Origin of the sequence: Nostoc sp. LEGE 12447, assembly GCF_015206985.1 — a bacterium.
Lineage (GTDB): Bacteria > Cyanobacteriota > Cyanobacteriia > Cyanobacteriales > Nostocaceae > Nostoc.
On the sequence record NZ_JADEXT010000001.1, the window covers coordinates 467,780 to 480,081 of the forward strand.

Genomic DNA, 12,302 nt, shown 5'->3' on the forward strand with positions numbered 1-12,302 from the left:
TGGTTAAAACAACAGATTCTGCGTCGAATGCGTTATGGGATGTTTTAAAAGTCTCTTTGTCGGTATCAAAAGTTCTAAATGCCTCTAAATCCATGCCACCTGCTCATCGGGGAGACTTCCCTTGGCGCTCAATACTGCCCGGTTAAAGGGAAAAGCGTAAGGGGAAAGGGAGTAGAAGGCTCGATATATAAGGTTTTTTCCCCTTTAACCTGAGTCCATTTCCCCCAAAACCCGACAAGTATTGCCTTGGCGCTAGCCTTTCCCGCATCCCCTTAAAAAGGCTGATTTTGACTGTAGTCGATGCCGAGAATTTGACCAGCAGTTTGCTGTCCAAATTAAGATGTTCCCAATATTTTCGCCATTACCATTGTGAAAAAGGGTGTTTTACTAAATTGCTGTTGAAATATCTGGAATCATCAGAAACTTCTTGTCCAATCCAACTTGGTAGTTCAATTTGTTGATTTTCATCATTCAGTTCAACTTCTGCCAAGATTAATCCTTTATTAACACCATCAAACTCGTCTATTTCCCAAATCAAACCACCCGATTGGATTTTATATCTAATTTTTTCTATAAAGGGACGTTCACATAATGCCTCAAGCATTTCTTGAGCATCTTCAACAGGAATAGGATACTCAAACTCTAATCTCGAATATTTTATACTGGGGCCTTTTATAGTCAAATAACTCTTTTCCCCTACTATACGTATGCGTACAGCCGTTTTGTCTTGTGTGGCAATGTATCCTTGACGATATACACTACCTTCAACTAATCCTCTCCAGCTATCTCCTTTCACTAAAAATTTCCGCTCTATTTCTTTCGCCATTTTAGTTACCTAATTATTTGTTTTTGTCTAGAAACAAGCTGAGTTATTTTCAAAAAAGCCTATGCGATCGCTCATTTGCACAATGACTATCTTCTAATTCAGCGTCTCCCACTAGTCAACTGCTGTAAAGATTTAGGTCTATCAAATTTTTCAACCGCATACTCTGACTCTAATACACCCTTACCTGACTTTAAAATATGTTGGTAATAACAACCTCTACTAGGGGTGGAGAATAAGTACTTCGCAAGGGTTCAAAGTACGTCAAAATTTAGATAAACGCGATCGCACTTACTGACAATGCAGATTACCCAAAGTCTCCATACAGCAATTCTTGTGACTGATTTAGAACGCTCTGAACACTTTTATGGCAAAGTATTGGGATTATCCAAAATAGATCGTTCGCTGAAATACCCTGGTGCATGGTATCAAGTCGGTAACTATCAGATTCACCTAATAGTTGCACCTACTGTCCCCACCGAAAACCCCAACGAAAAATGGGGACGCAACCCCCACGTCGCTTTCTCAGTAACTGACTTGGATGCTGCCAAAGAGCAATTTCTCAATCATAATTATCCCATTCAACCCAGCGCTTCTGGTCGCCCTGCCCTATTCACTCAAGATCCTGATGGAAATATTATCGAATTGAGTCAGCAGTGAGGGGGCAAGGGGGCAAGGGGGCAGAGGAGCAGGGGAGGCAGGGGAGGCAGGGGAAGAAGAACTATTTATTGATTATTGACCAATGACAAATGACAAATGAAAATAATTGCTTACTCTTACACCAATCCGCTGTTAGAATCTTCTCCCGATCAAGCTGATTGGGGATGGGAGGTGGATCGGGTTTATGAAGATTTGGGTAAGCCAGAGTCTTCTGGACAGACTACGCGAGAGTCTTCTGGATACGCTACGCGAGAGTCTTCTGGATACGCTACGCGAGAGTCCTACGGACACGCTACGCGATCGCAATTACAACAATTATTTACCGATTGCGAAACTGAACCAGCAGATTATCTCTTGATTCGGCGGCTGGAAGAATTAGGAGATACTGTAGAGGAAATTAGCGATCGCTTACATAAACTCGAAGCGATGGGAGTAGCGATAATCGCTACAGAACAGCCCTATACTTCCGAAAATTACCCTCTGGGTGCTGACTTGCTGAATTTGCTAAATGCAATCCAACGCCAGCAACGTAGTCGTCGCATCCGTCAAGGACACGCCCGTAATCGGCTTGAGGTTGCACCGCCACCTGGTAAAGTTCCATACGGTTATCGCAGAGGTAAGGGAAAATATACTGTTGATCGCAGTACTTCACCAGTAGTCAAAGATTTTTTTGAACACTTTTTACTCTATGGTTCCCTGCGGGGTTCGGTTCGTTACTTGGCGAAAAAATACGGCAAAAAAATCTCTGTCACAACTGGGCGACGCTGGTTAACTAATCCAGTTTATCGCGGCAATACAGCTTACCAAAATGGTGAAATTATCTCTAATACACATATTCCGATAATTTCTAAAGAAGAAGCAGCCCAAGTTGACCGACTTTTACGCCGTAATAGCCGTTTACCATCCCGAACTGCTAGTGCTAGGCGTTCTTTAGCTGGGTTGGTTGTCTGTGCTGAGTGTCAGTCACATTTGACAGTTACTCGTGTCACTCAACGCAACCAAGATAAGGAGTATCTTTATTTACGTTCTACTAGCTGTCCTCAACGCCCTAAGTGTAAGGCTATTCCCTACCAAGAAGTGTTGGAACATACAATTGAAACCGTTTGCCGTGACTTACCCTTAGCTGTCGCGGGGATGAATTTTCCCCAATTGGATGCAGTCAAGAATAATTTAGGGCAAGCGATCGCTCGTCAGCAAGAAATACTTGCTCAGTTACCTGCTTTAATCGAAACTGGAATTTTAGATGTTGAAACAGCAAAATTAAGGGCTTACAAACTCCGCACAGAAATTTCTGCACTTGAAGCAAAGTTGGCGACTCTTCCCCCAGTCAATTTGCGTTCTGTTGCTCAAGCTGTTTCAATACCCCAATTTTGGTTAGATTTGTCGGAAACAGAGCGACGATTTTACTTTCGAGAATTTATCAGACAGATTAAGATTACTATTCAGAATAAAGAGCTACAATTACAAGTTATTTTCATTTTTTAATAACAATATCAAAAACAAAAAACATATCCTTGGCAATAGCTAAATTATTCACTATCTAACCATTAATTAATTCTAAAATTTACCTAACTGTGATTAATAAAACGTTTCTACTATTCAATTCTATGGCTCATTAGTGTATCTCGTTATCTCGTTCCCAGCCTTCGAATGGGAATGCGTAAAATGAGGCTCTGTCTGTTAACTTTCGGCAGAGGCAATGATGAGCATTTCTAGCCAGAGGCTTTAAAAAAGGCTATTAGCCTTAGAATAAATTCCAAGGTAAGATGCTAACGAACCGGAAGATTTAAAAAATGTTGGTAATTACTTAAGGATTCACCCAAAAGTATATGCACTAGGGGTAATATTCTGCGGGAAGCCTCTTTTGTACGTTCGCGCAGCGTGTCGCAGTAGCTTGCCCTTACCGAATTATCAGGGTTTTGGCTATTGTTTGCGTAAGTCATATTATTATCCAAATAAATTAAAACTAATTTTTTTAAGTATTCAGCACGTCCTTAAACCACTGCAACAAATGTTCCATATATTTCTGAATTTATCTAGATAAAAATTAGGTAGATAAAAATTAAACTAAGCATCATGTTCAAAAAAATAAATACAAGTTAATTTACGGACTAAACAACAGGTGACAAATAATTTTTTGACTGTATTATTTTTATCATTTCCCGATTTATATGTTATTTCAATAGTTAAGATAAATTTTTCAAAAAATAGCGCTAATTAGATAAAGTTGAGTTAATCTTGGAAACTAGCAATTGTTAAGAATATACGTTGCTACTGGGTGGCAACATTGGAGATTCGCTTTGATCTCTATGTAATCAAACCAGCAAGTAAAATGATTAACATAGAATATGCAAGAAGGAAGCTTTATTTGGAGTCATCTAGAAAAACAGCATCGCACGGTTGGCAGATGGATTGATTGGGTATGGCTAATAGTATTGCTGTTGGCAGCAGTATTACTGTTTAGCATCAATCTGGGAGGATTGCCCCTGCGAGATTGGGATGAAGGGACTGTGGCACAGGTTGCTCGTGAAATTTGGCACGCTCCAGCAGGTTCAATGCGTTGGCTTTTCCCAACGCTAGGAGGCGAACCATATCATAACAAGCCGCCTTTGATGCATTTGCTCATTGCTTGGGCTTATTCTCTTGGAGGCGAAAATGAGTTGACAACTCGTCTACCTGGAGCAATTTTAACAGCGACATCTGTACCTTTACTGTATTGCATTGCTCGAGAGATATTTCGCCAACGTTGGGCTGCTATTTATAGCGCCTTAATTTATCTAACAATGCTACCTGTGGTGCGTCATGGGCGGCTGGCAATGTTGGATGGGGCGATGGTAAGTTTTTTGATGGTGATGATGTTGTGCGTGTTGCGATCGCGCCGAGATTTACGTTATTGCCTTGGTGTTGGTGTCAGTTTTGGGTTAATTTGCCTAACTCAAGGACTGCTAGGTGTATTGCTAGGTGCGATCGCGATCGTATTTCTGTTTTGGGATACGCCACGGCTGCTCACCTGCTACTATCTGTGGATAGCAATCTTCATTGGCATTTTGCCTGTAGCTGGTTGGTATAGTGCCCAACTAATTCATTATGGTTACACTTTCGCCCAAGTTGGGCTTGTAAACCCATCACTAGGTCGAATTGGCTCATTTGTAGAGGGTAATTCTGAACCACCTTGGTACTATGTGGTTGAACTTCTCAAATACACATGGCCGTGGTTATTATTCTTACCGCAAACTGTCCGCTTAACCTGGGAAAATCGCAACCTTAGCTGGGCAAAACTAGTAATGGCGTGGAGTGGTGTTTATCTATTGGTAATTTCTTTCATGATTACCAAAGTCCCCTGGTATTTATTCCCCATTTACCCCAGTTTAGCTTTAGCTTTTGGTATCCAGTTATCAGAGACAGAAAATTCGCCTTTACTTTCATCCTATCCCCGCGCTTGGGTTGCTGGTTTGGCGATACTTGCTGTAGTTGCTTCTGCTGGTAGCATTTATTTCAGTTGGGGTACAACATCACAAACAGATTTACAACTGATTTTTGCCGCAGTCGCTTTAACTATGACCTTAGCAGCTATTTTGGCAGAACGAGGCGACGGGCAATTTCTGAAGATTTTGTTTTGGGGAAGTTACCTTTCGCTGCTGCTGTTAATGAAATCTAACTACTGGGTTTGGGAATTATCTGAAGCCTATCCAGTTAAACCAGTCGCCGCCATGATTGTGCGGGCAAATCCGGCTACGAGGAAGATTTACACATCTTTTGCCTACCATCGTCCCTCGTTGGATTATTATAGCGATCGCACCATTATTCCCGCTTCTGTTGGCGAACTGGAATATTATTGGCATTACAACGGGCAACCCTACTTTCTACTTCATGCATCGGCTTTGAACAATCTCCAATTAGATTCGATGAAGTTAATTGACCAAGCTGAAGGCTGGAAGTTAGTTACAAAAGAAATTAATCGTCTTTAAGTAGGGCATGGGGCATTGGGGAGGCAGTGCGGTCTTCTCTGCGAGACGCTGCGCGATAGCGAAGCGGTAGCGAGTCATCGAGCGTCTGGGGTTTCCCCAAGTGGAGCAACTGCCGTCATGGGACATTGGGTATTGGTTATTAAATTCTTGCTCACACTTTAACTAATATGATCTAAGGAATCATTGCTGCCTTAATTACTTGTCGCGCCTTCATCTCACAAAACACCTGTTCTAAATCTTTTAATGGCCGCTGTTCACTAATAAGTAACTCAAAGGGTATTTTGCGACTAGCGATCAGTGCCAACGCCTCCCGCACATACTCTGGTGTATTGTGAAACACGCCTTTGATTGTCAGTTCGCTGTAGTGTAGCTGTTCTGTATTGACGGTAATGCTGGTATCTCGTGGACATCCACCGAATAAGTTAACTGTTGCACCAGGACGGGCGCAGGCGATCGCAGTTTCCCAAACACTTGGTACACCTGTGGCTTCAATCACTACATCTGCGCCCCGTCCTTGGGTAAATTCTTTCACCAAATTGGGAATATCCGGGATTTGATGATAATTAAAAGTCTGGGTTGCACCCAATTTCTGACCAATTTCTAGCCGATGGTGATTACCTCCCCATAGCAACACCTCAGCTTTCTCACTCAACGCCGCCACAAACATTAGCCCAATCGCCCCATCTCCTAAGACGACTACTTGATCTTTGGGCTTGATATTAGAACGGGCTACACCATGTAAAACACAAGCTAACGGTTCCGTCATCGCTGCTAATTCCCACGGCAACTCATCGGGAATCTGCAATAAATTATGCTCTACTATCGGTGCAGGAATTTTCAAGTATTCCGCAAAAGTCCCGTTATTCCAGGTCAGATTCGGGCATAAAGAATACTCTTGGCGTTGACAAAAAAAGCACTTCATGCAGGGGGCAGAATTATTAGCAACGATGCGATCGCCCACTTGCCAATTTGTAACGCCTGCACCCAAGGCAACAATTCGTCCAGCAGCTTCGTGACCAAATAGCGTCGGCGGTTTCAACATCTTGGCATGACCACCACGCCGCCAAACCTTCAAATCTGTACCACAAGTTGTTGCTGCCCCCACTTGAATCACAACTTCGCCAGCCGCCGGTGTGGGGTCAGAAACTTGCTCTAACCGTAAATCTTCTTGCCCATAAAGTAACGCTGCTAACAAAGCTTTAAACCTATCAATTAGCTCCATCCGATTTTACCAGTTGAAGCTAATTTATAGGTCTAAACAAATCAGTATTGATTTCTAGTCAAGTTTTATCTATTTAAAAATTGCAAGAACTAGGTATTTACCACTGGCTGAGGAACAACTCCGGTGTTCCGGGTATCCACATTAGGTAAGCGGATAACAGTTAATAACGGTACTTCTTGTCGGCACGACAGGCAAAACCAATATAGTTCACCATGACGGGCATGACGCAGGAGGGAACCACCGCAACATGGACAAGTGTTGGCTCTCGTACTCATACCAATGTCCTCCTTAAAAAAATTTGTTGTTTAAATTCAGCAAGAAAAAGCAGTTGATTAAAAATGTATTTTCGTAGCATGAATGCGACCATTCGATTCTATGCGGTCTTTAATAATTTGTCTGTAAATAGCTTCATATCCGTTAACCATTTGGTTAACACTAAAGTTGCTTTCTACATGTTTTCGACAGGTTTGACGATTGAGTTCCAAAGCTAGGGGAATCATTGCCGTCATTTCTGCATAGCTTTTGCAGATAAAACCTGTTTTACCGTGGGCAATTACTTCAGGTACTGAGCCGAAATTCATGGCAATTACTGGTGTACCAGTTGCCATTGATTCAGTCATCACTAATCCAAAAGGTTCTTGCCAGTTAATGGGAAAAAGAGTTATGGCAGCATTGCCCAGAAGTTCAGTTTTTTCGGCGTGGTTAATTTCGCCGAGATATTCAATTTGCTGACCATCAATGTGGGGGGCAATCTCTTGTTCAAAAAACTTAGAGTCGCCGACATCAACCTTTCCTGCCATCTTCAAGCGCCAACCACTCTGCTTTGCAATAGCGATCGCCTGATGTGGCCCTTTTTCTGGCGAAAAACGGCCTAAAAATGCCAAATATGGAGGTTCTGACGGTTGGGCTACGAAAGGGTAATCTGCTAGCTCAATTCCGTTATAAACAGTGCCAACATAATTGAGATCGACTTGACGCTGTGAGTTACTAATACTGATGTATGGTTGCTTCTGGTAGTAGCTAAATGCGTGACGGGTGTCGTTGGTAAAATTATTGTGCAGGGTATGCACCGTAGAAGTTGCTGTTATGAAACTCGCTAAAGGTAATGCCGAAATCCCTACATGAGAATGGATAAGATCGAATTCTTTAGCACGTTGGTAAACTTGGCTCAGTTCTAGCATTTCGTACACTGCATACTCTTTAACATTCGGGTCTAAGCGCAATGCACGTGGATATACTGCTTCTAAATGAGCCAAAGTTTGAGAATCGCCAGAGGCAAATAATGTTACCTCATGACCGCGACGAACAAGTTCATCAGTCAAGCGACTCACTACCAGTTCTATTCCTCCATAACTAGGAGGTGGAACCCTTTCCCATAAGGGGGCAACTTGAGCGATTTTCATAAGTTTTTTTGGTTCGGTCTATGAAATTGTCCTCAATATAATGAGTTGCATCATTATTGTATGAGAACAGAGCATTTGTACTTACTATTTTGACATTTAAATTAACCTAACAGGCTACCAAAAGCGCAATACCGATTAACCGTCCCGCAAATTTTCTGTCTACAAATATAAAGGACTATTCGGCAAAAGTCAGCCCTGAGTTACATTTCTAACGTATAACTAATCAATTAGTTGTTGCATCTGTCTTGGGGATCATAATGAAGTAGAATATTTTGTAGCAGAACTTACAAAATTGAATATTTGGTAGCTGACAATACTAAAATATTCAATGGGATCAAATGATTAAAGGTTTGTTTAAACGTAATTGGAAAATGCAAAAGAAATTATAAATATTAAGTAATTGTACAATAATTACACAATTTGTAATTATTAAGTTTCAAAAAATTCTGATAACTAATGAAAATCGCTACTTGGAACGTCAACTCAATTCGCACTCGTCTCGAACAGGTTACTGATTGGTTAACTAACAATCCCGTTGATGTTCTCTGCTTACAAGAAACCAAAGTTGCGGATGCCGAGTTTCCGCGATCGCCTTTTGAGCAGTTGGGCTATAACCTTTATATATCAGGACAGAAATCTTATAACGGCGTAGCCCTGATTAGCCGCCAGCCACTTTTAAACGTAAGTAGCGGGTTTAGGGCGATTTTGCCAGATTTACACCACGAATGGGATGAGCAAAAACGGGTAATAACAGGTGTAATTGATGGTGTTCGGATTGTTAACTTATACGTTCCCAACGGTGCAGCAGTAGGAACTGAAAAATATGAATACAAACTGCGCTGGTTAACAGCGCTACACGAGTATTTGCGATTGCTTTCGCTGTCAGAACCTGCAATTTGTGTGTGCGGTGACTTCAACATCGCCCTAGAAGACAAGGATATTCACGAACAAGTGAGTACAGAAAATCACATTATGGCAACAGAAACCGAGCGTCAAGCCTTGCGCGAGATTCTGCAACTAGGGTTTGCCGATGCTTTTCGCAAATTCACCACAGAAGGCGGAAATTATAGCTGGTGGGATTATCGCGCCGCCGCCTTTCGTCGCAACTTAGGTTGGCGGATTGACCATCACTATCTCACACCCGTGCTGTATGAGCGTGCTACAAGTTGTATTATTGATGTCGAACCCAGAAAATTAACCCAACCCAGCGACCATACGCCGGTAATTGTGGAATTTTGAATTTGGGAATTGGGAATTGGAAATTGGGAATTGGGCATTGGGAAAAAACTTGCTGCAACTTCTCCTATGCTCCTCTACTCCCTTATCTCCATGCCCCATGCCCCATGCCCAATTAATCAATTTAACGGCTTATATATATCCTCAGAACTGGGATTGAGGTAAGGACGCTGCAAATCTATTAGGTGTCGTGCAAAGTGTTGGTCAATAACCCCCATCCGTTCCTCCATCGCATTCTTACCTTTCTGCCAAGCTTCCAACAAAGCATTAGCGACAATTTGGCAACGGTTCATCCCAAAACTTTCTTGTGCAGCAAATTTTTGGGTTGGTTCTTCAGCTAAACCTAAACCTGGAGCTAAAAATTTTGTAAACAAAGGAATTTCGGGCTGGAAATGGGATTGATTTTCGATATAAACAGTCTGAAGGATTGTACGAATTGCTGGATAGTCGGGGAGTTCAAAGTAGAGTAGCCCCGAATCATAGCGTCCGTATGCAGAAGGGTTGTGAAGAACCTGAAAGCTAAAGGGAATGGAAGCTGCGTTCAATTGCATTGTCAAGCTTTCCATAAGAGCGATCGCACCAGATGGCGTAAAGTTAAAGTAAATTCGCCCTGCTCCCAAATCAGCATCGGGGTTGCTTTGCCGTTCCTGTCCGACATTACTAACTGCCAAGTAAGAGCCATTTTGCAATCGATTTTTGGGCATCCAGATTGCTACCATGTCGCCCACTTTGGTAGATTTTTTGCTGGATTTGAGATGGCAGTCTGGCTCAACATAAAGTGTTAAACCGCCTTTAGTCACAGCCATAGTCCCATCAGGTTCTTTTCGCAATACCTGCCATCGAGGGTCAAAGTAACCTATGCCGTGATTACTGGCGTGTAGATGCTCGTAAAAATTCCAATCAATTTCTAAGATGGAATTATCTACTAAATTATGCTTTGATGGGCAATTACTACTATCAGTATTGACTGCTAAAGTACTTTGTAGAGAGCCATTGTAATAGATCCCATAAAGAAAGTTTCGCAGCAGTAGAGTTAGATATTTCTGTTGTAAATCTACAGAATTTTGCTGAAATCTATCGGCTACTTTAGTCGGCAGAGCAAAGGGTTGATAATTGGGATGATAAATACAAAAATTTGGCTCAATCTGAATATTCTTAGCAATATCGAATAGAGAATTTAGCGGTTGATTGATAGAGTAATTTAGCATTAATCCATTTAGAACTCAAACTTTAAAACAGAATTCAGGAGTCAGGTGGTCGCCGAGCGGAGTCGTTCGCGCAGCGTCTCCGGCAGGAGAGGTGAGTCAGAATTCATAATTGTTCTGCTCCCTGCTATTAACAACCACGAAGCCGAGTTTTTTCGTAATAAAGACGAAGTAGCTGTGGCTCTTTTACAGGCTGAGGAAGTTTATGAACTGTCCCTACAGGATTAAGGATTTCTGACTCTGATATTCCGAAAATAGTTAGTACACCTTGCTGTGGCATAGTGAGTAAACTTTTAGCCACTTGGAGCATACAAATATCAGCATTATTAAAAGATTTCCGGCAGGTAATCATATCCTGAATTTGATGAATTAGTGCCAGTCCTGCAAACTGGATAACGCGCACAATAAAGTCACTGCGGTATTCCAAAATCATTGGGAAAGCATTTAGATAACCCCTAATGAGGGCAATAATTGAAGGTTGCAAACTCTCCAACGGTGTCAAAGCCAGATGTAGAGATTCTTGTAACTCAATCGTGGGATCTACGACGAGGCTATTGAGCCAAATTCGTAAATAGCTTGCTAGTAAAGTCCCTAAATCAAAAGCTGGATCTCCCCAAGAACAAGCTTCCCAATTAATTAGTCTTACTAGGCAATTGTCTAGTTTTTCCCACCTGGAATGAACCAAGATGTTGTTCAATTTCAGGTCGTTGTGAGTCAAGCAGCAGGGATTCCAGTCATACGCTAAATCTGCGATCGCAGATTCCAAACTCTCCGATTGCTGGTAGAGTAAATAAAATTTCAGCGCATCCGTGGGAACCGTCCCAAAAATCTCCGGCCCAATTGACTCTACCCCTTGCGCCGGATTGTAAAAGCCATAGCGAAACTCTCCTTGGGGAGCAGTTGCCATAAAATCCCGATATTCTCGGCGGTTGTAGGTTGCGCGATGGAGTCCCGCTAAAGTAGTGCCAATCGCAGTGGCAATTTCTTGTGGAAAAATATCATTGTTGTGGTACAATGTCGCAAGTTCCCGATATTCACTTGAGTAGTTGCGGACAAGGATGGAATTTTCTTCGTCAAAATGAACTACCAACGGTGCGATCGGGGAAATATTGCCGAGAACTGGAAACTGTTGGAGCAACTGATGAAATAGCCACTCCTGAAACAATTCATGAGGAGCGCCGTCATTGCTTTTAACGTTACGTTCTTGTTTAATGAGCAGTTTACGATTATCTGCTAGAGTCACGAGTAAATCGAAACTGTTCTTACTACTTCCTGGCAACTCAGATTTATCTGATGCGTCATCTTCTGAGCTACACAGCCCCGCTTCTTGCAGATACTGGATAACGTTATGAGAAGACAGTGATAATACCATGTATTATTTCCTACTTCATTAAATTACTTAAACTTATCTGTGTCGGTATTTGCTTGTACTTAGCAGTTGTCGGTAGATAGTAAATAACAATAAAGATTTGTACAATCTACTAATATCTCATCTTTCCGATAAAAACCTGCCAAAATGGTACAAAATCCTTTACGATTGCTTTAAAATTCACTCCTAGATACGGTGACATCTTTACACTTTATCAGCATAGTTACTTAGATACATCTAGAGCAAGTTTTGTGGTAGAGCCTTTTGATGTAGCAGCATCTCCAGCAAAAAACTGATTGGCGGCAGATGTTATTTGATGCTCAGTATTCATCCTGAAAGCAGCAAAGAATTTCAGTAATCCTTCGCAGCAGGAAGCATGACATTCAACGCTATTATTTTTATTTATCATCCCAAAG

11 protein-coding genes are annotated in these 12,302 nt (G+C 41.8%); 4 read left to right on the forward strand and 7 right to left on the reverse strand.

What is annotated here, in order from left to right; genetic code table 11:
* Positions 1-361: 361 nt before the first annotated feature.
* Positions 362-826, reverse strand: coding sequence for a CYTH domain-containing protein (locus IQ274_RS02020; RefSeq protein ID WP_163932151.1), 465 nt, complete (start codon positions 824-826; stop codon positions 362-364).
* Positions 827-1,123: 297 nt separating this feature from the next.
* Between IQ274_RS02020 and IQ274_RS02025 the strand changes: the two genes are divergently transcribed.
* The 3 genes from IQ274_RS02025 (at position 1,124) to IQ274_RS02035 (ending at position 5,451) form a co-directional block, all read left to right on the forward strand.
* Complete coding sequence (locus IQ274_RS02025) at positions 1,124-1,483, forward strand: VOC family protein (protein WP_012409243.1); 360 nt, start codon at positions 1,124-1,126, stop codon at positions 1,481-1,483.
* A gap of 96 nt (positions 1,484-1,579) precedes the next feature.
* A complete protein-coding gene (locus IQ274_RS02030) occupies positions 1,580-2,968 on the forward strand; it encodes a recombinase family protein (protein ID WP_193867208.1) in 1,389 nt (462 codons plus the stop codon).
* Between the two features lie 863 nt (positions 2,969-3,831).
* Positions 3,832-5,451, forward strand: a complete 1,620-nt coding sequence (locus tag IQ274_RS02035) for an ArnT family glycosyltransferase (protein WP_193867209.1) — start codon at positions 3,832-3,834, stop codon at positions 5,449-5,451.
* A gap of 172 nt (positions 5,452-5,623) precedes the next feature.
* On the opposite strand, the gene IQ274_RS02040 is transcribed toward IQ274_RS02035, so the two are convergent.
* The 3 genes from IQ274_RS02040 to IQ274_RS02050 all read right to left on the reverse strand — a co-directional run bounded on the left by IQ274_RS02040 (position 5,624) and on the right by IQ274_RS02050 (position 8,076).
* Complete coding sequence (locus tag IQ274_RS02040; protein ID WP_193867259.1) at positions 5,624-6,646, reverse strand: zinc-dependent alcohol dehydrogenase; 1,023 nt, start codon at positions 6,644-6,646, stop codon at positions 5,624-5,626.
* A gap of 116 nt (positions 6,647-6,762) precedes the next feature.
* On the reverse strand, positions 6,763-6,948 hold the full coding sequence (locus tag IQ274_RS02045) for a hypothetical protein (RefSeq protein WP_083782393.1): 186 nt from the start codon (positions 6,946-6,948) through the stop codon (positions 6,763-6,765).
* Between the two features lie 57 nt (positions 6,949-7,005).
* Positions 7,006-8,076: a glycosyltransferase family 4 protein gene (locus tag IQ274_RS02050; RefSeq protein WP_163936624.1), complete on the reverse strand. Its 1,071-nt coding sequence runs from the start codon at positions 8,074-8,076 to the stop codon at positions 7,006-7,008.
* A 456-nt stretch (positions 8,077-8,532) separates the two neighbouring features.
* On the opposite strand from IQ274_RS02050, the gene xth reads away from it, so the two are divergent.
* Positions 8,533-9,315, forward strand: coding sequence for an exodeoxyribonuclease III (gene xth, locus IQ274_RS02055; RefSeq protein ID WP_163936626.1), 783 nt, complete (start codon positions 8,533-8,535; stop codon positions 9,313-9,315).
* Positions 9,316-9,431: 116 nt separating this feature from the next.
* On the opposite strand, the gene IQ274_RS02060 is transcribed toward xth, so the two are convergent.
* The 3 genes from IQ274_RS02060 to IQ274_RS02070 form a co-directional block, all read right to left on the reverse strand.
* A complete protein-coding gene (locus tag IQ274_RS02060; protein ID WP_193867210.1) occupies positions 9,432-10,520 on the reverse strand; it encodes a T3SS effector HopA1 family protein in 1,089 nt (362 codons plus the stop codon).
* A gap of 127 nt (positions 10,521-10,647) precedes the next feature.
* Complete coding sequence (locus IQ274_RS02065; protein ID WP_163936632.1) at positions 10,648-11,889, reverse strand: phosphotransferase family protein; 1,242 nt, start codon at positions 11,887-11,889, stop codon at positions 10,648-10,650.
* Positions 11,890-12,109: 220 nt separating this feature from the next.
* Positions 12,110-12,295, reverse strand: coding sequence for a hypothetical protein (locus tag IQ274_RS02070; protein WP_163936635.1), 186 nt, complete (start codon positions 12,293-12,295; stop codon positions 12,110-12,112).
* Positions 12,296-12,302 lie beyond the last annotated feature (7 nt).

Coding starts and splice junctions, on each gene's coding strand:
- IQ274_RS02020 (WP_163932151.1), bottom strand. CDS start 826: ATGGCGAAAGAAATAGAGCGGAAATTTTTAGTGAAAGGAGATAGCTGG.
- IQ274_RS02025 (WP_012409243.1), top strand. CDS start 1,124: ATGCAGATTACCCAAAGTCTCCATACAGCAATTCTTGTGACTGATTTA.
- IQ274_RS02030 (WP_193867208.1), top strand. CDS start 1,580: ATGAAAATAATTGCTTACTCTTACACCAATCCGCTGTTAGAATCTTCT.
- IQ274_RS02035 (WP_193867209.1), top strand. CDS start 3,832: ATGCAAGAAGGAAGCTTTATTTGGAGTCATCTAGAAAAACAGCATCGC.
- IQ274_RS02045 (WP_083782393.1), bottom strand. CDS start 6,948: ATGAGTACGAGAGCCAACACTTGTCCATGTTGCGGTGGTTCCCTCCTG.
- IQ274_RS02050 (WP_163936624.1), bottom strand. CDS start 8,076: ATGAAAATCGCTCAAGTTGCCCCCTTATGGGAAAGGGTTCCACCTCCT.
- xth (WP_163936626.1), top strand. CDS start 8,533: ATGAAAATCGCTACTTGGAACGTCAACTCAATTCGCACTCGTCTCGAA.
- IQ274_RS02060 (WP_193867210.1), bottom strand. CDS start 10,520: ATGCTAAATTACTCTATCAATCAACCGCTAAATTCTCTATTCGATATT.
- IQ274_RS02065 (WP_163936632.1), bottom strand. CDS start 11,889: ATGGTATTATCACTGTCTTCTCATAACGTTATCCAGTATCTGCAAGAA.
- IQ274_RS02070 (WP_163936635.1), bottom strand. CDS start 12,295: ATGATAAATAAAAATAATAGCGTTGAATGTCATGCTTCCTGCTGCGAA.